The sequence below is a fragment of the Nocardia sp. NPDC004654 genome, assembly GCF_040609595.1.
Lineage (GTDB): Bacteria > Actinomycetota > Actinomycetes > Mycobacteriales > Mycobacteriaceae > Nocardia.
Genome location: NZ_JBEXKI010000003.1, coordinates 247,067 through 266,500, shown reverse-complemented (window position 1 = coordinate 266,500; position 19,434 = coordinate 247,067). Strand labels below are relative to the sequence as shown.

18 protein-coding genes are annotated in these 19,434 nt (G+C 69.6%); 12 read left to right on the top strand and 6 right to left on the bottom strand.

The window, feature by feature from the left end:
• Position 1: 1 nt before the first annotated feature.
• Positions 2-859 (bottom strand): dienelactone hydrolase family protein, encoded by an 858-nt coding sequence (locus tag ABZV58_RS11490; protein ID WP_355000074.1) that lies wholly within the window; start codon positions 857-859, stop codon positions 2-4.
• Positions 860-895: 36 nt separating this feature from the next.
• On the opposite strand from ABZV58_RS11490, the gene glmS reads away from it, so the two are divergent.
• Positions 896-2,776, top strand: coding sequence for a glutamine--fructose-6-phosphate transaminase (isomerizing) (glmS, locus tag ABZV58_RS11485; protein ID WP_355000073.1), 1,881 nt, complete (start codon positions 896-898; stop codon positions 2,774-2,776).
• 175 nt (positions 2,777-2,951) lie between these two features.
• On the opposite strand, the gene ABZV58_RS11480 is transcribed toward glmS, so the two are convergent.
• Positions 2,952-3,371, bottom strand: a complete 420-nt coding sequence (locus tag ABZV58_RS11480) for a cupredoxin family copper-binding protein (protein ID WP_355000072.1) — start codon at positions 3,369-3,371, stop codon at positions 2,952-2,954.
• Positions 3,372-3,531: 160 nt separating this feature from the next.
• On the opposite strand from ABZV58_RS11480, the gene ABZV58_RS11475 reads away from it, so the two are divergent.
• From ABZV58_RS11475 to tsaD, 7 genes are all read left to right on the top strand, one after another.
• Positions 3,532-4,971 (top strand): NAD(P)H-hydrate dehydratase, encoded by a 1,440-nt coding sequence (locus ABZV58_RS11475; RefSeq protein WP_355000071.1) that lies wholly within the window; start codon positions 3,532-3,534, stop codon positions 4,969-4,971.
• A gap of 506 nt (positions 4,972-5,477) precedes the next feature.
• Positions 5,478-6,626: an alanine racemase gene (alr, locus tag ABZV58_RS11470; protein WP_355000070.1), complete on the top strand. Its 1,149-nt coding sequence runs from the start codon at positions 5,478-5,480 to the stop codon at positions 6,624-6,626.
• A 54-nt stretch (positions 6,627-6,680) separates the two neighbouring features.
• Complete coding sequence (locus ABZV58_RS11465; RefSeq protein WP_355000069.1) at positions 6,681-7,793, top strand: alpha/beta hydrolase; 1,113 nt, start codon at positions 6,681-6,683, stop codon at positions 7,791-7,793.
• Positions 7,794-7,973: 180 nt separating this feature from the next.
• Complete coding sequence (tsaE, locus tag ABZV58_RS11460; protein WP_355000068.1) at positions 7,974-8,441, top strand: tRNA (adenosine(37)-N6)-threonylcarbamoyltransferase complex ATPase subunit type 1 TsaE; 468 nt, start codon at positions 7,974-7,976, stop codon at positions 8,439-8,441.
• A 101-nt stretch (positions 8,442-8,542) separates the two neighbouring features.
• On the top strand, positions 8,543-9,244 hold the full coding sequence (gene tsaB / locus ABZV58_RS11455) for a tRNA (adenosine(37)-N6)-threonylcarbamoyltransferase complex dimerization subunit type 1 TsaB (protein ID WP_355000067.1): 702 nt from the start codon (positions 8,543-8,545) through the stop codon (positions 9,242-9,244).
• Positions 9,244-9,762 (top strand): ribosomal protein S18-alanine N-acetyltransferase, encoded by a 519-nt coding sequence (gene rimI, locus ABZV58_RS11450; RefSeq protein WP_355000066.1) that lies wholly within the window; start codon positions 9,244-9,246, stop codon positions 9,760-9,762. Before tsaB ends, rimI begins: the two co-directional genes overlap by 1 nt.
• Positions 9,759-10,802, top strand: a complete 1,044-nt coding sequence (tsaD, locus tag ABZV58_RS11445) for a tRNA (adenosine(37)-N6)-threonylcarbamoyltransferase complex transferase subunit TsaD (protein ID WP_355000065.1) — start codon at positions 9,759-9,761, stop codon at positions 10,800-10,802. The genes rimI and tsaD overlap by 4 nt, the downstream gene beginning before the upstream one ends.
• A gap of 38 nt (positions 10,803-10,840) precedes the next feature.
• On the opposite strand, the gene ABZV58_RS11440 is transcribed toward tsaD, so the two are convergent.
• Positions 10,841-12,505: an Hsp70 family protein gene (locus ABZV58_RS11440; protein WP_355000064.1), complete on the bottom strand. Its 1,665-nt coding sequence runs from the start codon at positions 12,503-12,505 to the stop codon at positions 10,841-10,843.
• 712 nt (positions 12,506-13,217) lie between these two features.
• Between ABZV58_RS11440 and groES the strand changes: the two genes are divergently transcribed.
• Complete coding sequence (gene groES / locus ABZV58_RS11435; protein WP_067784927.1) at positions 13,218-13,520, top strand: co-chaperone GroES; 303 nt, start codon at positions 13,218-13,220, stop codon at positions 13,518-13,520.
• Positions 13,521-13,703: 183 nt separating this feature from the next.
• Positions 13,704-15,314: a chaperonin GroEL gene (gene groL / locus ABZV58_RS11430; protein WP_355000063.1), complete on the top strand. Its 1,611-nt coding sequence runs from the start codon at positions 13,704-13,706 to the stop codon at positions 15,312-15,314.
• A gap of 321 nt (positions 15,315-15,635) precedes the next feature.
• Here the strand turns inward: groL and ABZV58_RS11425 are convergent, their stop codons facing one another.
• The 3 genes from ABZV58_RS11425 to ABZV58_RS11415 all read right to left on the bottom strand — a co-directional run bounded on the left by ABZV58_RS11425 (position 15,636) and on the right by ABZV58_RS11415 (position 17,220).
• Positions 15,636-15,887: a hypothetical protein gene (locus ABZV58_RS11425; RefSeq protein WP_355000062.1), complete on the bottom strand. Its 252-nt coding sequence runs from the start codon at positions 15,885-15,887 to the stop codon at positions 15,636-15,638.
• Position 15,888: 1 nt separating this feature from the next.
• On the bottom strand, positions 15,889-16,464 hold the full coding sequence (locus tag ABZV58_RS11420) for a sigma-70 family RNA polymerase sigma factor (RefSeq protein WP_253810709.1): 576 nt from the start codon (positions 16,462-16,464) through the stop codon (positions 15,889-15,891).
• Positions 16,465-16,926: 462 nt separating this feature from the next.
• A complete protein-coding gene (locus ABZV58_RS11415; RefSeq protein ID WP_067784918.1) occupies positions 16,927-17,220 on the bottom strand; it encodes a WhiB family transcriptional regulator in 294 nt (97 codons plus the stop codon).
• A gap of 668 nt (positions 17,221-17,888) precedes the next feature.
• Here ABZV58_RS11415 and ABZV58_RS11410 point away from each other — a divergent pair.
• Positions 17,889-18,701 carry a hypothetical protein gene (locus tag ABZV58_RS11410; protein ID WP_355000061.1) on the top strand — a complete coding sequence of 271 codons (813 nt, stop codon included), beginning with the start codon at positions 17,889-17,891 and terminating at the stop codon, positions 18,699-18,701.
• A gap of 145 nt (positions 18,702-18,846) precedes the next feature.
• On the top strand, positions 18,847-19,425 hold the full coding sequence (locus ABZV58_RS11405) for a sigma-70 family RNA polymerase sigma factor (RefSeq protein ID WP_067784912.1): 579 nt from the start codon (positions 18,847-18,849) through the stop codon (positions 19,423-19,425).
• Positions 19,426-19,434: the final 9 nt, after the last annotated feature.

Genomic DNA, 19,434 nt, shown 5'->3' with positions numbered 1-19,434 from the left:
CCTACTTGCGCAGCAGCTGGGTGAGGGTGCCGACAGAGAGTTTTGGCCGTTCCTCTTCCTGCGGGGCGTTCGGGTCGACGAGTTGGGTGTGGGGGATGGCGGCTTCCGGGTCGGCGAAGGGCTTGTAGGTCTTGTCGCCGAGGACGTGGTAGTTGAGGTAGCCGACGAGGAGGGCGCGGGTGGTGCGCGATGTCTTGGCTTCGTGCTTGCCCGCGCCGAGGGCGGCGAGGGCGCGCCGGCCCTCGATGATGCCGTTGTGGGAGGCGCCGTCGACGGTGCGCAGGAGCGCTTCGCCGCCCCAGGCCGCGGTGAGGGGGAAGGCGTTGGAGCTGACGGAGGAGACGTCGGTGGCACCGGCAACGATGAGCGCGGGGATGTCGAGGTCGGGGGCGAGGGTCTCCGCGGAGGGGGCGGTCGGCGCGGGGTAGAGGGCGGCGAGCGCGGCGACCCGGCGCTGAGCGGCGGCGATGACGGCGGCCCCCGCTCCCATGCCGTGCCCGACCAGGGCGAGCTTGTCGGGGTGCACGCTGACCTCGCCGTCGCCGAGGCGCACGCCGGTGCAGATGTCGAGCGCGGTGAGCAAGTCGGTCGCCAGGCCGAGATGTGACGGAATCGGCCCGCGCTCGGTGTCGGGGGCGGCGACGACGTAACCCCAGGACGCGAGGTGTTGGAGCAGTTCACGGTAGTTGGCGACGCCGGTGAGCCAGCCGTGTCCGAAGGCGACGGCGGGCAGGCCGAGCCCGCTTTCGGGCGTATAGACCACCCCCGGCTGGCCCGCGATGGCCAGGTTCCCCCGCAGCACCCGGTGCGGGCCGCGGCTGGTCAGGGTGCTCAGTAGCGATTTCACAGACGCCGACACGACGTGAACGTTATCCGATAAGTACTCTGGTGAGCCATGTGCGGAATCGTTGGCTACGTCGGGTACCGGGACGCGCTCGGCGTCGTCGTTGACGCATTGCGCCGCATGGAATATCGCGGGTACGACTCCGCGGGCGTCGCAATCCTGGACGGAGCGGGCGCTCTCGCGGTCGAGCGCAAAGCGGGCAGGCTGGCCAATCTGGAGGCCGAGCTCGCCGAAACCGGGGTCGCCGGCTTCGCTGGCACCACCGGCATGGGACACACCCGGTGGGCGACGCACGGCGCGCCGACCGACCGCAACGCGCACCCGCACCGCGACATCTCCGGCAAGGTCGCGGTGGTGCACAACGGCATCATCGAGAATTTCGCGCCGTTGCGGCGCGAGCTGGAGAACGCGGGCGTCGAGCTGCTCAGCGACACCGACACCGAGGTCGCGGTGCACCTGGTGGCCCGCGCCTACGCCGACGGGCCGACCGCCGGTGACTTCCCGGCCAGCGCGCTGGCCGTGCTGCGCCGCCTGGAGGGCGCGTTCACGCTGGTCTTCACCCACGCCGACCACCCGGACGTGATCGTGGCGGCGCGCCGTAGCACCCCGCTGGTCGTCGGCGTCGGCAAGGGCGAGATGTTCATCGCCTCGGACGTCACCGCGTTCATCGAGCACACCCGCGAGGCGGTAGAGCTCGGTCAGGACCAGGCCGTGGTGATCACCGCGGACAGCTACAAGGTCACCGACTTCTCCGGCGCCGAGGACGGGGTGCGCACCCGCCCGTTCACCATCGACTGGGATCTGGCGGCCGCCGAGAAAGGCGGCCACGATTACTTCATGCTCAAGGAAATCGAGGAGCAGCCGACCGCGGTCGCCGACACCTTGATCGGGCACTTCACCACCGACGAGTCCGGCGGCCGGATCGTGCTCGACGAGCAGCGCCTCGCCGATCAGGAACTGCGCGAGTTCGACAAGGTCTTCGTGGTGGCGTGCGGCAGCTCGTATCACGCGGGTCTGCTGGCCAAGTACGCGATCGAGCATTGGACGCGCCTGCCCGTCGAGGTGGAGCTGGCCAGCGAGTTCCGCTACCGCGACCCGGTCCTGGACCGGTCGACGTTGGTCGTGGCGATCTCGCAGTCGGGTGAGACCGCCGACACGCTGGAGGCGGTGCGGCACGCCAAGGAGCAGAAGGCGCGCGTGCTCGCGATCTGCAACACCAACGGCGCGCAGATCCCGCGCGAGTCCGACGCGGTGCTCTACACCCGCACCGGACCCGAGATCGGCGTCGCCTCCACCAAGGCGTTCCTGGCGCAGGTGGCCGCGAACTACCTGGTGGGTCTGGCGCTGGCGCAGGCCCGCGGCACCAAGTACCCCGACGAGGTGGCGCGCGAATTCCGCGAGCTGGAGGCGATGCCGAAGCTGGTCGAGCGGGTGCTGGAGACGGCGCCGCAGGTGCGCGCGATCGCCAGGGAACTGGCGCACGTGCCGACCGTGCTGTTCCTCGGCCGCCACGTGGGATACCCGGTGGCGCTGGAGGGCGCGCTCAAGCTCAAGGAGCTCGCGTACATGCACGCCGAGGGCTTCGCGGCGGGCGAGCTCAAGCACGGCCCGATCGCGTTGATCGAGGACGGACTGCCGGTGATCGTGGTGATGCCCTCGCCGAAGGGCCGCGCGGTGCTGCACTCCAAGCTGCTCAGCAATATCCGCGAGATCCAGGCGCGCGGCGCGCGGACGATCGTGATCGCGGAGGAGGGCGACGACACGGTGCGCCCGTTCGCCGACGATCTCATCGAAATCCCGTCGGCCCCAACGCTTTTCCAGCCACTGCTCTCGACCGTCCCGCTACAGATCTTCGCCGCCGAGGTGGCGCAGGAGCGCGGTTACGACGTCGACAAGCCGCGGAACCTGGCGAAATCGGTGACGGTCGAGTAGGTCTCGAAAGTGCTGCTCGGCCAGGCCCGGACCCACTTACGACGCGGCGCTGTCCAGCGCGCTCAAGCAGGCGGCGGCCGAACCGGAACTTGCGCCGCTCGTCGCGGTCGTCGAGGCGTTGAACACGTCCGCGCGCGGTGCGCGAATGCGGGAGTACCGGCCGGTGTGACCGGACCTACTGGACGGTGACCGTGCCGCGCATCTCCGGGTGGAGGGTGCACAGGTAGCGGTAGGTGCCGGGCTGGGTGAAGGTGTAGCTCCACTCGCCGTTGTCGAAGATCGGGCTGTTGATGCCCATGGCCTTGTCTCCGATGCCCTGCACCGAGTGTGGCGCCTTGTCGGAGAACTTCCACCGGACGGTGTCGCCAACGCCGACCGTGACGTTCTCGGGCGAGAACTTCATGTCGTCCACGTCGACGGTGACGCTGGCGGCCTTGCGCTCGCCGGTCGGTGTCGCTGTGATCGACGTGGCCTGCGCGGTGCCGTTCCCCTCGGATGCGGACTCGTCGGAGCCGCAGCCGGCCAGCGACAGCGTCGCGGCCACCGCGAACGCGGTGACGATCGGAGCGGACTTGGCGCGGCTAACCATCGGCATGATGTTCGAGCTTAGTGGCAGAGCCGGAGGCCGGAGCGGTCGGGAACGCCTGTCCGGCGGGCAGGGCAGAACCGCCGGGACTGTGGCACGGCGGATTTCGGTGCGCGAGAAGGTAGTGTCCGGGCGGGTGGCCAGCCCGAAGCAACCAGTGGAGGCGCCGATGTCCGTTCTACGCGGCTATTTCACCGCCGACGAAGTGCGCGCGGCCGAGGCCGAACTGTTCACCAGGGTGCCCGAGGGGATCCCGATGCAGCGTGCGGCGCACGGCCTGGCGACGATCGTCGCGGGCGAGCTGCGCGCGCGGACCGGGGGCATCGCGGGGCGGGCGGTGACGCTGCTGGTCGGCTCCGGCGACAACGGCGGCGATGCCCTGTGGGCGGGTGCGAAATTGCGGCGACGGGGCGTGGAAGTGACGGCGGTGCTGCTCGATCCGGCCCGCGCGCACGCGAAAGGCCTTGCCGCGCTGCGTGCGTCGGGCGGGCGGGTACGCGAGGAAGTCGGCGCGCCCGATCTGGTGGTGGACGGCATCGTCGGTATCTCCGGGCGCGGTCCGCTGCGGCCGCGTGCCGCGGAAATCGTCGCGGGGGTGCGCGTTCCCATCGTGGCGGCGGATCTGCCGAGCGGCGTCGATCCGGATACCGGGGCGGTGGCGGGGCCCGCGGTGCGTGCTGCGGTGACGGTCGCGTTCGGTGCGTACAAGCCGGTGCACGCACTGGCGGCGCCGTGGTGCGGACGAATCGAATTGGTGCCCATCGGTTTAGAGCTTCCCGACCCTGAACTCGCCGCGCTCGAACCGGCGGAGATCGGTGCGCGGTGGCCGGTGCCGGAGTCGACCGACGACAAGTACACCCAGGGCGTCACCGGTATCTGCGCGGGCAGCGGGACCTATCCCGGTGCGGCCGTCTTGTGCACGGGCGGTGCGGTAGCGGCCACCTCGGGCATGGTGCGATACGCGGGTACCGGTGCATCGCAAGTGCTTACACATTTCCCGGAAGTGATTGCGGCGCAGAGCGTTTCCGACACCGGCCGGGTGCAGTCCTGGGTGTTCGGTCCAGGTGCGGGCACGGACGCGGACGCGCGCGAACGACTCGAGCAGATCCTCGCCACCGACCTGCCCACGGTGGTGGACGCCGACGGGCTGACCTTGCTCGCCGCCGCCCCCGACCTGGTGCGCGCCCGGACCGCGCCGACGGTGCTGACGCCGCACGCGGGGGAATTCGCTCGGCTGACCGGGCAGGAAGTGGGTCCGAACCGGGTCGGCGCGGTGCGCGAGCTCGCCGAGAAATGGCAGGTCACCGTGCTGCTCAAGGGTCGAGCAACCCTGGTTGCCGCCCCGGGCCGCCCGGTGCTCGTCAACGAGGCGGGCGGATCCTGGGCCGCCACGGCGGGCGCGGGCGACGTCCTCTCCGGTGTCATCGGCGCCCTTCTCGCCGCGGGCCGCGACCCCGCCTGGTCCGCCGCTGCCGCCGCCCGCGCCCACGCTTTGGCCGCCAACCTCGCCGCCCACGAGAACCACCCCACCGCCGCCCCCACCTCGGCGACTCCACTCCTCGGCCACCTTCGCGCGGCGATTCGCACGTTGCGTTCGTTGAGTGACTGAAGTTGTTCGAGACAGCGTCCTGTCATATGGCGGTTGAAACCGCCGCGGCAACCACCATTTCACTCCGTCTCGATTTCGCCCTGCCTCCTTGCGTCTCTTGGACGCAACCACAGCCGGTGGAGTGGGCTGGAAGCTGCGCCAACCCACCTGACTGCGGGAGGTAAGGGGTGCGGCACTCGTCGTGCCCAGCACCGCTTCGGGGAATCGACCAGCTCGCGCCGAATCGAACGGCCGCCGAACCCGGCGCCCGTCGGCCATGCATCTCGCTCATCCGTCCAGCTCGCGGGAACTCCGAACCGCTCGCCGATTGCCGGGGAGTGGCTGGCGGCGTTAGCCGGGTTGACGAGGGTCGACCCCATCGCCTTGGACGCCATCGTTTCACTTCGACAACCACTTCTACCCCACCTCAACGCCCACCGATCCCACGTCCGGTCCTCACCGATCACCCCTTGACAAACCGCGATGACCTGCGGAATCGGTACTCCCTGACAGTGCCGACACCTGGAATGGCAGGATCGGCTGTTGTGAGTGCGCAAGTGGAGACCGTCGTCGATCTCGATGCCATTGCCCACAATGTGCGGGTTCTGCGGGAGTACGCCGGGGACGCGGCGGTGATGGTGGTGGTGAAGGCCGACGGCTACAACCACGGCGCGGTGGAGGTCGCGCGGGCCGCGTTGGCGGCGGGGGCTCGGGAGCTCGGGACGACCACGATTCCGGAGGCGCTGGACTTGCGCGCGGCCGGGATCGACGCGCCGATTCTCTGCTGGCTCAACAACTCCGGCTCCGACTACGCCGCCGCGATCGCCGCCGACATCGAGATCGGCGTCTCCTCGCTCGCGCATCTGCGTTCGGTCGAGGCAGCGGCGCGGCGGATCGGCCAGACCGCGACGGTCACCCTCAAGGTCGACACCGGCTTGAACCGCAACGGCATCGCCCCGGACGAATACCCGAAGGTGCTCGCCGCACTGCGGGACTTGGTCGCGGAAGGCGTCGTGCGCTTCCGCGCGATCTTCTCGCACCTGGCGCACGCCGACGAGCCCGACCACCCGTTCCTCGACGTGCAGCGCGACCGGTTCATCGAGGCCATCGCCGACGCCGAGCGACACGGCCTGACGCCCGAGGTCACGCACCTGGCCAACTCCGCTGCCGCGGTCACCCGCCCCGACCTGGCCTTCGACATGGTGCGCCCCGGCATCGCGGTGTACGGCCTGAGCCCGGTCCCGGAGATGGGCGATTTCGGCCTGCGCCCCGCGATGACGTTCCAGGCCAGGGTCGCTCTGGTGAAACGGGTGGCGGCGGGCGAGGGCGTCTCGTACGGGCACCAGTGGATCGCGCCGCGCGACACCACCGTCGCCCTCGTCCCCGCCGGATACGCCGACGGCGTATTCCGTCCGCTGAGCGGCCGCTTCGACGTGTGGCTCGGCGGCGCGCGGCGCCCCAACGTCGGGCGCGTGTGCATGGATCAGTTCGTCGTCGACCTGGGCGACAACGCCGCGGGCGTGGCCGAGGGCGACACCGCGATCATGTTCGGCGCAGACCCTGACCAGCCCGTCGCCCAGGACTGGGCCGACGTGCTCGGCACGATCCACTACGAGATCGTCTGCTCGCCGCGCGGACGGGTGGCGCGGCGGCACATCGGAGCTTGCCCGTGCTGATGCCGTGTGCTGGACTCGTCGGCGTGCGTTCCGCCGACAGATGAGGGGTTCTCGATGCGAGCGCGACGACCGAAAGCACTGCGGGGCAACAACAATCACCCGAACATCTGGCGCGGCGGAATGGCGACCGCCGGCATGGTCGGCGCGCTCGCCGGTGCGCACGCGCTGCGCCGCGCGGGCGCACGGGTGCTCTGGCCCGCGCGTCGCGACGAATACCGCGACGAGAACTTCGCGCTCATTGCCGAAGACCGGGCGGGTGCGGTCGTCACCGAAGACGGTGTCCGGCTCGCCACCCGCGAGTGCGGTCCGGTCGACGCGCCGCTGACCGTCGTCTTCGTGCACGGCTTCTGCAACAGCATGGAGTCCTTCCACTTCCAGCGGCGTGATCTGGAAAAGCGCTGGGGCGCAGAGGTTCGACTCGTCTTCTTCGACCTGCGCGGGCACGGACGCTCCGGCACGCCGACCACCGAGAGCTGCACCGTCGCGCAGCTAGGTCGCGACGTCGCCGCGGTCATCGAGGCGACCGCGCCCACCGGACCGGTCGCGCTCGTCGGGCATTCGCTCGGCGGCATGGCCGTGCTCGCGGCGGCGGCGCAGTTCCGCGAGCTGTTCGCGCGACGGGTGGTCGCGATCGCACTGCTCTCCACCGCGGCGGCCGAGGTCACCGCGGCGGGCATCACCCAGCTGCTGCGCAATCCGGCGATCGACGGCTTCCGGCTCGCCGTGCACACCGCGCCCGCGCTGGTCCAGGCCGGTCGATCGACGGTGCGGCACCTGATCACGCCGATCCTGCACGTGAGCTCGTTCCACGGTCCGGTCAGCCCGACGCTGTCCAGATTCACCACGCTGATGATCGACGACACCCCGGTGGAGACGATCGTCAAGTTCCTGAAAGCGATTGAACTGCACGACGAGTCGGCCGCCCTGCCGACGCTGGCCGGGCTTCCCGCGCTGGTGCTCGGCGGCGTGCACGACCTGGTGATCCCGTTCCGCAACTCGCGCGCCCTCGCCCGCGAACTGCCGAACAGCGAACTGATCCGCCTCGCCGAGGCCGCCCACATGCCGCACCTGCAATTCCCCGACACCGTCAACGACGCGCTACACCGGCTGCTGGTGCGCGCCGGGTTCTTCCGCGCCGAGGAGGGCGACGAGGCTTCGGCTGGGTGAAGCTTGCCGCGCCGGGTCCTTCAGCGTGGGGGAGGCCGTCGCGGCGTCGGCGGGGCGATCGGCGGACGCGAACCTGGCTCGCCGAGGAGGCGATGAAGCGTCGGCGGGTGAGCGTCGATCGCGAAGCTGCTCGCGGCCGATCCCGACCGCGCCGGTACGCTCGACCCGATCAACGGCAGGGTGAGAAGGAGGTCGGCGGTGACGCAGCAACGGCGAACGCTGCCGACCGTGGAGGACACCGAGGCGCTCGGCCGCGAACTGGCCGCCGGACTCGGCGCGGGTGATCTCGTGGTGCTCGACGGTCCGCTCGGCGCGGGCAAGACCGCCTTGACGCGCGGCATCGCCGAGGGCCTCGGCGTGCAAGGCCGAGTGAGCTCGCCCACCTTCATCATCGCCAGGCAGCACCGGGCGGGTCGGCGCGAAGGTGCGGCGCCGGTGCCGATGGTGCACGTCGACGCCTACCGGCTCGGCGGCGATCTGGACGAACTCGACGCGCTCGACCTCGACACCGATCTGCACGAGGCGGTGGTCGTGGTGGAGTGGGGCCTCGGGGTCGTCGAGCACCTCGCCGAGCGGCATCTTCGCGTCCTGCTGACCAGAGAACCGGAATCCGATGTGCGAACCGCGGTCTGGGAGTGGGTCGAGTAGACGCAGGTCACAGTGGGGCTGCCACCGGATCGGCCTGCGGATTTAGCTACTCGGTAGCTCCGCGCCGCGGCGAGGTACCACCCGGTATCGTTGGGCCAATCATGCTTGTACTAGCTGTCGACACCGCGACACCCGCCGTTACAGCGGGATTGGTGGAACTGGAGCAGGCCGCGCCCGATGCGGTCACCGCGACCGAGCTGCGCACCATCGCCTCGCGGGTCCGGGTCGATGCCCGCGCCCACGCCGAGGTGCTGACCCCGCAGATCCTCGAATGCCTCTCCGAGGCAGGCCGTTCCAGGACAGATATCGCCGCGGTCGTCGCCGGTGTCGGACCCGGTCCGTTCACCGGCTTGCGGGTCGGCATGGCGACCGCGGCCGCCTTCGGTGACGCGCTCGGCATCCCGGTGTACGGCGTGTGCAGTCTGGACGCGATCGCCTCGGACGCGTTCGCCCAGGGCGAGTTCGCCGCCGACGGCGAGCTGCTCGTGGTGACCGACGCGCGCAGGCGCGAGGTGTACTGGGCGCGCTACCGCGCCGGCATCCGGGTCGCGGGGCCGGATGTGGTCAAGCCCGCCGCGCTCGACCACGGCTCGGCCACGGTGATCGCGGGCTCCGCCTCGCACGTCGATCTGTTCGACCTGCCGGTGCTTCCGGTCGAGACGCCCTCGCCCGCGGGCTTGGTGCGCGTCGCCGCCGCCGAGCTGCTCGCGCGCGCCGTGCCGGAACCGCTGGTGCCGCTCTACCTGCGCAGGCCGGACGCGGTCGAGAACGCGTATCGCACCCTCGATCGGACGGGAGCGTGATGGTGGACGACGAAGTACGCGCCCACGCCTTCCACATCGAGCCGATGAACGCGGCCGACATCGAGCGCTGTGTCGAGCTCGAGCAGCTGCTGTTCCCGGAGGACGATCCGTGGCATGCGGTCGCCTTCCGCTCGGAACTGGCCGGGTCGCACAACCGCTACATCACCGCCCGCGCCGAGGACGGCCGGATGGTGGGCTACGCGGGCGTGGCGCTGCTCGGTGATGCCGAACACCCCGAGGCCGAGGTGCACACCATCGGCGTCGACCCGAGCTATCACCGGGCCGGCATCGGCACGCTGCTGCTGGAGGCGCTGCTCGCGGAGGCGGGCAAGCGCGGCGGACCGGTCTTCCTCGAGGTGCGCACCGACAACGCGCCCGCCATCGCGCTCTACGCCAAGCACGGCTTTCACATCATCGGTCTGCGCAAGAACTACTACCACCCCAGCGGCGCCGACGCCTACACCATGCGCAGGCCGGAACTGACCGCGCTCCCGCTTCCCGACGAGGTGTTGTCGTGATCGTCATGGGCATCGAGTCCTCCTGCGACGAAACGGGAGTCGGCATCGTCCGCCGCGCTCCCGACGGCAGCTGCGAGCTGCTCGCCGACGAGGTCGCCTCCAGCGTCGACCAGCACGCGCGCTTCGGCGGCGTGGTACCGGAGATCGCCTCGCGCGCGCACCTGGAGGCGATCGTGCCCGCCATGCGCCGGGCGCTTTCCGCGGCGGGCATCGCCAAGCCCGACGCGATCGCGGTCACCATCGGCCCCGGCCTGGCGGGTGCCCTGCTGGTGGGCGTCGCGGCCGCGAAAGCGTATGCGGCGGCGTGGGATGTGCCGTTCTACGCGCTGAATCACCTCGGCGGCCACGTCGCGGTGGACACGCTGGAGCACGGGCCGATGCCGCCGTGCGTCGCGCTGCTCGTGTCCGGCGGACATACCCACCTGCTGCACGTCACCGATCTGGCCGAGCCGATCGTCGAACTCGGCAGCACGGTCGACGACGCGGCGGGGGAGGCCTTCGACAAGGTGGCCAGGCTGCTCGGTCTCGGCTTCCCCGGCGGACCCGCGCTGGACGCGGCCGCGGCCAGCGGCGATCCGAAGGCGATCGCGTTCCCGCGCGGCATGACCGGGCCGCGCGACCCGCGCTACGACTTCTCCTTCTCCGGTCTGAAGACCGCCGTCGCCCGCCACGTGGAGTCCGCGCAGCGCGCCGGCGTCGCGACCGAGGACCTGCCGATTCCGGATATCGCCGCGTCCTTCCAGGAGGCGGTCGCCGACGTGCTGACCATGAAGGCCATCCGCGCGGCCGAGGACGTCGGTGTCGGCACCCTGGTGCTCGGCGGCGGGGCCACCGCCAACTCGCGAATCCGCTCGCTGGCCGAAGAGCGCTGCGCGGCGGCTGGTTTGACGCTGCGGGTGCCGAAACCGCGGTTGTGCACCGACAACGGCGTGATGATCGCCGCCCTCGGCGCGCACGTCATCGCGGGCGGAGCGAAACCCTCGTCGCTCACGGTCGCCACCGACCCGGGCCTGCCGGTCTCGGTCAGCCAGATCGCCTGAGGCCGATCGCCTTCCGCTGGCGGCTGTCCTACCCCGTCTCAGTTGCGCGGAGCGAACTCGAGTTCCAGCAGCGGTAGTGCGGTCACCGTGCCCTGCCGGGCGGAGCCCGAATTGGAGCGGGGCATCGGGTACGGGATGCGGGTCTGTGCGGGCGCCTGGGGCGGGGCGCTCGCCGGCGGCGAGGGGAATGGGATCTGCGTCTGCGCGGGCGTCTGCGACGGGTCGCCCGTGGGCGGCGGTGGGCTGGTCGACGGCCCGTATTCCTCGCGGTTCTGCTGCGTGGGCACCGAGGAACCGCCGGGCGGATTCAGCAGCGGGCCCAGCAGTTCCGGGAACGGGATGGGCGGCAGGTTCGGGTCCGGACGCAGCGTCGGCTGGACCGACGGGATCGGCGCCGCCGTCGGTGTGGGTGTCGGCGACGGCGTGGACACGGCACCGGTGCGGGTCGACGACAGACCGGCGTCCTCGGTGACCGGCGGCGTCGCGCCGGTGGTCCGGCTGACCGGCTCGCGGGCGCCGGAGGTGTCGGTCCCCGCGCCGGTCTGCGGCGCGACCGTGACGGGCGCGGTGGGCACCAGGGCACTGCTCGTCGTGCCCGCGGGGGAGACCTCCTCGTCCGACGTCGGCGCGAAGGTCTTGAAGCCGTAGCCGATTACGAGGCCGACCACCACGATGGCTCCGGCGAGCGTGCCGATGACCTTGGTGAAGGTGCCCGCCGGCGCGTCGCCGCCGAGCGCGGCAACCGGGAAGCCGGACGGCTGTGCGGCATCGGCCACCAGCGCCGCGCCCTTGGCGATCACCGCCTCCGGATCGTCGACGGTGAGCACCGGCACGTCCAGCTCGCGTTCGAGTGTCTGCAGGACCGCGGGGATGTTCGCGCCGCCGCCGATCACCGCCACCGCCTGCGGTGACTTCGGCGCTCGCGCGAACACCGCCGCGGTGAACAGGGCGATGTCGCGCAGCAGATCGCCGATGAGTTCCTCGAAATCGGCCCTGGTCAGCTTGAGCGGGCGGCCCGCGACGTGGTCGATGGTGACCGCGGCCGTCACCGAGAGATGTTCCTTCGCGGCACGACCCCGGTTGGTCAGCATGCCGCGGTTCGGCCTGGTGCCGCGCCGGGCGTAGTGCACGTCGAGCAGGTGGTGGTAGATCAGGTCGTCGATCGCGTTGCCGCTGATCGCGTGAATGCGTTCGGAGCTCAGGACGTTGCCGTCGGCCTGCTCGGCGACGGTGACGCTCAGACCCGTCGCGCCGAGATCGACGATGGCGACCGTCTCGTAGCGGTCCAGCAGGCCGGTGTGGCGCAGGAAGGTGAGCGCGGCGGTGCCCTCCGGCACCAGCTTCAGCTCGCGCTGTTTGCCGGTGGCCGAACGGATCACCTGCGCCTGCTCCTTGCTGCGGTAGGCGACGGCGACGCTGGTCGGCGGCTTGCCCGCCGCCGCTTCCATACCCGTCGCGCCGGTGCCCGCGAAGCGGACGCCGACCGGCTGCGTGGGCCACGCGATGTCGTGTGGCGCTTGCTGAGTCGGCAGCTGGGTGGTCATCAGGTCGATCGAGGACGCGACGAGATCGCCGATGTCGGAATGGGCCGCGTCGGCGGAAACGACTCGGTAGTCGAAACTTTGGGCGCCGTTCGACGCCGTGGCGACCAGCGCCGAGCACACGACCTCGTTCCCGGCGGAGATGCCGAGGGACGTTCGCATGTTCACCTCCCTTCGAGCGGATGGTCATCGTGTCGCCGACCATCTCGAATGGACTTCCGGACCGTCGCCTTGTCGGCGAACGATCCGGACTCGGGATCCGGCCGGACCGCCGTCCGGGTGGGTCGCGGGAACCGGCTTGGGATCACGTGTGGACTTGCCCTCTGGTGAAGCTTTGTGGCGCAACGGAATCTGTGACGCTGTGCTACGTGCGAAGCTGTGCTACCTGTGACGCAGTACTACCTGTGACGCTGTGCTGGTTCTTTCGTGACGCTCGATGCCCCCCGCGGACGCCGGTTCGTGATGAACATGGCGGACCGAGGAACGACCGTCGCTAATACTGTCACAATCCGTTATCCGAACGTTACAGATTTCGCGAACCAATGGAAAGTCCCGAGGCCGTGGGGTGGCGAACCCTGGTCAGTGCAAAGTCGAACGTCCGGGCGTGTCGGAAAACGCCGACGCGCATTGGCACCGCCCGGCCTTGAGCGCTGGCACTCTCGTGTATAGAGTGCTAGTGGCACTGGTGAACACGGTCGGCCGGGCAAGCGTCCACCCTACGCGTTCGCCGGATGTCAGCAGTTGTGACTACTGAGCAGGGGTCCCGGCACCCGCGACGACGGGGCTATGCGCAGGGTCAGCACCGTGACCGAACCGATGGTCCGGGACAACAGTTCCGGACGACCGTAAATCCCCTGAAAGTGGAGGGCTCAACGTGGCGAGCGTGAACATCAAGCCGCTCGAGGACAAGATCCTCGTCCAGGCCAACGAGGCCGAGACGACGACGGCCTCCGGCCTGGTCATCCCGGACACGGCGAAGGAGAAGCCGCAGGAAGGCACCGTCGTCGCCGTCGGCCCCGGCCGCTGGGACGACGAGGGCGAGAAGCGCATCCCGCTGGATGTCCAGGAGGGTGACGTCGTCATCTACAGCAAGTACGGCGGCACCGAGATCAAGTACCAGGGCGAGGAGTACCTGATCCTGTCCGCGCGCGACGTGCTGGCTGTCGTCAGCAAGTGACCGCGCTCGGCGTGATCCGGATCGGATCGCGCTTCCCGGCCACGCCCGGGATCGAGTCGTAACGACGTTGCCCCGGTACCCCTCCCAGCGGGGCCGGGGCAACGTCGTTTCAGCCCACCGGGCGGCGACAGCACGGCCCCACCGGACCGAGCCCGTCGCCCAGGCATCCAAGGAAAAGGACTTATGGCAAAGCAGATCGAGTTCGACGAGAAGGCTCGCCGGGCTCTGGAACGCGGCGTCGACAAGCTCGCCGACGCGGTGAAGGTCACCCTCGGTCCGCGCGGTCGCCACGTGGTGCTCGCGAAGGCCTTCGGTGGCCCGACCGTCACCAACGACGGCGTCACCATCGCGCGCGACATCGACCTCGAGGATCCGTTCGAGAACCTGGGCGCGCAGCTGGTCAAGAGCGTCGCGACCAAGACCAACGACGTGGCGGGCGACGGCACCACCACCGCGACCGTGCTGGCCCAGGCGCTGGTGCGCGCCGGCCTGAAGAACGTCGCCGCCGGCGCCAACCCGATCGCCGTCGGCGCGGGCATCGCCAAGGCCGCCGACGCGGTCTCCGAGGCGCTGCTCGCCGCGGCGACCCCGGTCTCCGGCGAGAAGGCCATCGCGCAGGTCGCCACCGTGTCCTCGCGCGACGAGCAGCTCGGCGAGATGGTCGGCAAGGCGCTCACCACCGTCGGCAAGGACGGCGTCGTCACCGTCGAGGAGTCCTCGACGCTGGAGACCGAGCTCGTCGTCACCGAGGGCGTGCAGTTCGACAAGGGCTACCTCTCGCCCTACTTCGTCACCGACGCCGACACCCAGCAGGCCGTCCTGGAGGACGCGCTGGTGCTGCTGCACCGCGAGAAGATCAGCTCGCTGCCGGACTTCCTTCCGCTGCTGGAGAAGATCGCCGAGAGCGGCAAGGCCGTGCTGATCATCGCCGAGGACGTCGAGGGCGAGGCGCTGTCCACCCTGGTGGTCAACTCCATCCGCAAGACCCTCAAGGCCGTCGCGGTGAAGGCGCCGTTCTTCGGTGACCGTCGCAAGGCGTTCCTGGACGACCTCGCCGTGGTCACCGCGGGCACGGTCATCAACCCGGACCTGGGCGTCAACCTGCGCGAGGCGGGTCTGGAACTGCTCGGCAAGGCCCGGCGCGTGGTCGTCACCAAGGACGACACCACGATCATCGACGGCGCGGGCACCGCGGAGGACATCGCGGCCCGCAGCGCGCAGCTGCGCCGCGAGATCGAGGCCACCGACTCCGACTGGGACCGCGAGAAGCTCGAGGAGCGCCTTGCCAAGCTGGCGGGCGGCGTCGCGGTGATCAAGGTCGGCGCGGCCACCGAGACCGCGCTCAAGGAGCGCAAGTACCGCGTCGAGGACGCGGTGAGCGCGGCCAAGGCCGCGGTCGAGGAGGGCATCGTCCCCGGCGGCGGCACCGCGCTGGTTCAGGCGGGCGCCAAGCTCGTCGAGCTGCGCGACTCGCTGTCCGGTGACGAGGCTGTCGGCGTCGAGGTGGTGCGCAAGGCGCTGCAGGCGCCGCTGTACTGGATCGCCACCAACGCGGGCCTGGACGGCGCCGTGGTGGTCAGCAAGGTCGCCGAGGGCAAGGAAGGCTTCAACGCCGCCACCCTCACCTACGGTGATCTGCTCACCGACGGTGTCGTCGACCCGGTGAAGGTGACCCGTTCCGCGGTCGTCAACGCGGCGTCGGTCGCGCGCATGGTGCTCACCACCGAGAGCGCCGTGGTCGACAAGCCCGCCGAAGAGGCGCACGACCACGGTCACCACGGTCACGCGCACTGACGCGACGAGCGTGCGAAAGGCCCCCGGATGCGAGCGTCCGGGGGCCTTTTCGGCGTTCGGGGATGAGCGGCTCGACGGGACGCGTGATGGCGAGACCGGAGCCGAGTGGACGATTCGCGTTGGACCGCCCGGAGAAACCGGGACTGGCGAACGAGGACGACGACTGGGGCGCGGCAACGCCCGTACCGGGCGGCGCGCCGAGAGTGATCGGCTAGGGCTCGATGGCACCGCAACCTCGAGCCTGCGGTGCGGCGCGCGAGGTCGCCGAAGCGAGAATCGGCCGCGCGGTGGGACGCGCGAGCCGCAGTGGTGAATCGTCGCTCAGGAGGCGACCGGGGGTTGCTCAGCGGCGATGGCCGCGAGCAACCGACCCCGGAGCGCGGCGGGCGGCGCGGTGGCCGTTACCGCCGCGAGCGCGGTCAAAGCGTCTTTGGCCTGTTGCACCTCTGCGAGGAACTCGGCGCGTAGCACCGGGTCCTCGCCGTCGAGCAATTCCTGAACCGCGTGATGGTCTTCGTCGTCGATCGATCCGAGCGCGACGGTGTGCGCGAGATCGATCTGGGCTTCGTTCATCTCACGTCACCCCCAAACTTTTCTTCAGTCGTGTCAATCCATCCCGAATCCGGGACTTAACGGTCGGTAACCCTACGCCGAGATAGGTGGCCACCTCCGCGTACGTCCGGCCGCCGTAGTAGGCCAGCGAGATGGCTTCTCGCTGAGTTTCCGTGAGGCCGGTGAGTCCTTCGAGGACCGCCTGCTGTTCGAGCCTGCGCTCGACCTCTTCGATCACCTCGTCGAACTCGTTGCCGAGAACCCTTATCCCGTAGGCGACTTCCCGCTGGGTATGGGCCTGCTCGGCGCGGACCCGGTCGACCGCGCGCCGATGGGCGAGCGTCATCAACCACGTCACCGCCGACCCCTTCGCGGGGTCGAAGCTGGCTGCGGTACGCCAGAGCTGGAGATACACCTCTTGCGTGGTCTCCTCCGCGTACCCCGGATCGTGCAGCACCCGGAGCACCAGACCGAACACGCGCGCGCACGTCCGGTCGTACAGTTCGGCGAAAGCTTCCTGATCGGACTGACCGCAACGGTGCAGGAGAGCGGCTAGTTCGATGCTTTCGGCTGCGCGTGCCGACACCGCAGAATCCACACTCGGTGGGAAGGCTTCTCTTCGGAACGAGTCGCCCTCTGCGGCTGGCGGCCGCGTTGTCACAACGCTCCATTCTGTGTCATCGGTCACTACCGTAGCGTGCCGCTATCGCCTCCTTCCAGTGGGGTGCCAGCAAACCGCAAGTAGCTCAGCTACTTTGCGGTGAACTCCCAAACGCCGGGCGAATTCAGATGTGACACGCCAACAGCTACCGCTCGCCACCGGGCCGACAGCCGTGCGGCTTCTGCCTCGCCGCGACCGCGGGTGCAGCGGTGGTGACCGCCTGATGCCGCGCGTCAGCGTCGGTCCCGAACTGCGACGACGGTGTGCCGACGCGGTCCGGCCGGTGATCGTGCATCTGGTGTTTCAGTGGCCGGTTATTTGCTAGGCATTCGGCGCGCCGCGCGATGCGGATGGGTCGCGGATTCGCGTTGTGGCTGTCGGGTGACGGCTGGTCGTTGCTCAGACGGCCATGCGGCGGCGGTTGCGCCGCGCGTGCATCTCGCGCTCGGTCTCCGACATGCCGCCCCAGATGCCATACGGCTCGCTGACTTTCAGTGCGTGGCTGCGGCACTGCATGAGCACCGGGCAGGCGCGGCAGATCTCCTTGGCTCGCATCTCGCGTGCGGTGCGGGCGCGCCCGCGTTCGCCGTCGGGATGGAAGAACACGGCGGAGTCCACGCCTCGGCAGGAACCTCGCATCTGCCAGTCCCAGACGTCGGCGTTCGGTCCGGGGAGGTGGGTCGGCATGGGCATGGTGAACTCCTCGTAATGCGAGCTCGTCGGCGTTGTCGAGCAGTTTGTCTGCAACAGTTGCGGAACGCATGCGATCGGCGGGTCCCGCGGTCGCCCGGCCGGTCGCTGCAATTTCGCGCGGCGCCGTCCGTGGCGATGAGCTACGTTAGGGGCAGCCGCGAAATTACGTCAATAGTTCGACGCACCGGTTTTCCAAATCCGCAATGGCGAGATTTAACCTACCCGCTGTTTACTTTTAACGGGGGTTCCGGTGATACTGTTCGGTTGGCCAGTACGTGGCTGGCCCGCCGCTGTCCGAGGTATGTGACTGTTTCCGCAGGTAGTCTGTCTTTTTTGGGAAAACTCACAGGTTACTGGTCCCATGGGGGACAGATAACCGCCGTGATGGTGGCCACCGTACGGGTGGTTGCCGAGGGTCGCTCAGATGGCGGAAACGGGGCGTAGAGGTTAATTGCGCGAAACGCGCGTGAATTTGCGTCGCGGATGATCGCGCAATGCCGACGCGAGATTTACCTGATGGAAACATGGGCCACGTACCAGAAATGCTGACAAGTTGCCAGGGGTGCGGACGCACTTTTACTACGCGCCGTCGTCGGTCGCGCTCGGTATAGAGTTCGCCCGTGTTCGCGCCAGTTCCGACGGTGGATGTCCGATATGAAGTCCTCGCTATGGGAGCCTTCGGGCCTCGTCCCGGCCTCGCCGCTGCCGAGTTGCCGGATGCCCCGGATGCCCTGAGTTCGTGGCACCGGGCGGTGATTCTCGGGGGGCAGGGGCGCTATGCCGCGGCACGCGCGGAACTGACCGCGGTGCGGCGGCGGACGACCGATCCGGTCTTGCTCTCACTCGCCGCGAGCACCGCGGGCTCGCTACTGCGCCAACTCGGCTGGCATGTCGCGGCTTCGGGCCCGGACGGCAGAGCCGTCGCGCTGGCGTTACCAGGCGGCGCACTCCAACCCGCCCCGCCGATCGGTTCCGCGCCGGACCGAACGGACGCGGTCTGCGACGCGCTCACCGGCTTGGCCGCCGACGCGCTCGGGGCGGGCCGCCTCGCGCTGGCGCGGCGGCTGCTCGACCGGAGCCGCGCCGCCCTCGATCCGGACGGCCTGCGATGGCGGGCCTGGATCCGCTGGCACTGGGTCAGCGCCGAGACGGCGTTGGCGTCCGGCGCGGCCGGCGCGGCGCTGCCGCACACGCGCGAAGCTCTGGCTCTCGCCGAGGCCGCGCCCTCGGTGCGGCACCGCGTCAAGTCCCGTCTCCTCGTGGCCGCCGCGACGGCCGCTTCGGGTGACTTGGAACACTCTCGCGCGCTGGCCGACACGGTCGCGGCCGAGTGCCGCGAGCACGATCTGCTTCCGTTGCGCTGGGCGTGCGCGATGCTGCGTTCCGGGCTCTCGGATCCGGAGGCCACGCGCGAGGCCGAATGGTGTGCCGCCGGAATAGTCCGTCGTGGCGGGCGTTTTCGGCCACCGGGCGCCGCGTAGCTGTCGGCGCGGCGTTGTCGAGACAAGTGACCATGTTGCTCGGTTCCGCGCTGCCTATCGCTATTGTTAGATCCGTTCCGCCGCTTCAGCGGAAGCACAGGTCATCGGGCCGGTGCCACTTGTAACGCCAGGAATATCTCTGACGATGACGCACACGGGCGAAGAGTTGGACCTCGCCGTCGCTGCCGCAGCGCAGGGCGACAGATCCGCTTTAGCTCAGGTACTAGAGCTGATCCGCCCGCTGGTTGTCCGGTACTGCCGCGCGCGTATCGGCGCGGCGGAGCGTGGACAGCTCTCCGCGGACGACGTTGCGCAGGAGGTATGTCTGGCCGTGATGACAGCCTTGCCCAGATATCAAGACCAGGGCAGGCCCTTCATGGCCTTCGTATACGGAATCGCTTCGCACAAGGTCGCCGACGCACACCGCAACGCCGCCCGTAACAAGGCGGAGGCGATGGCCGAAGTACCAGATGTCATATCCACCGACCAAGGACCGGAGCAGCGCGCTCTCGAATCGGAAACCAGCAGGCAGATGAACCGTCTGCTCGCGACGCTTCCGGAGAAGCATCGAGAGATCCTGATCCTGCGATTGGTCATGGGTTTGTCAGCGGAAGAAACCGCGGTCGCCGTGGGCAGTACGGCGGGCGCGATACGGGTGGCCCAGCACAGGGCACTCGCGAAACTGAAGTCACAAGTGGCGAGGGCAGGTGAAATGTATGGCTAGGGATGGCGA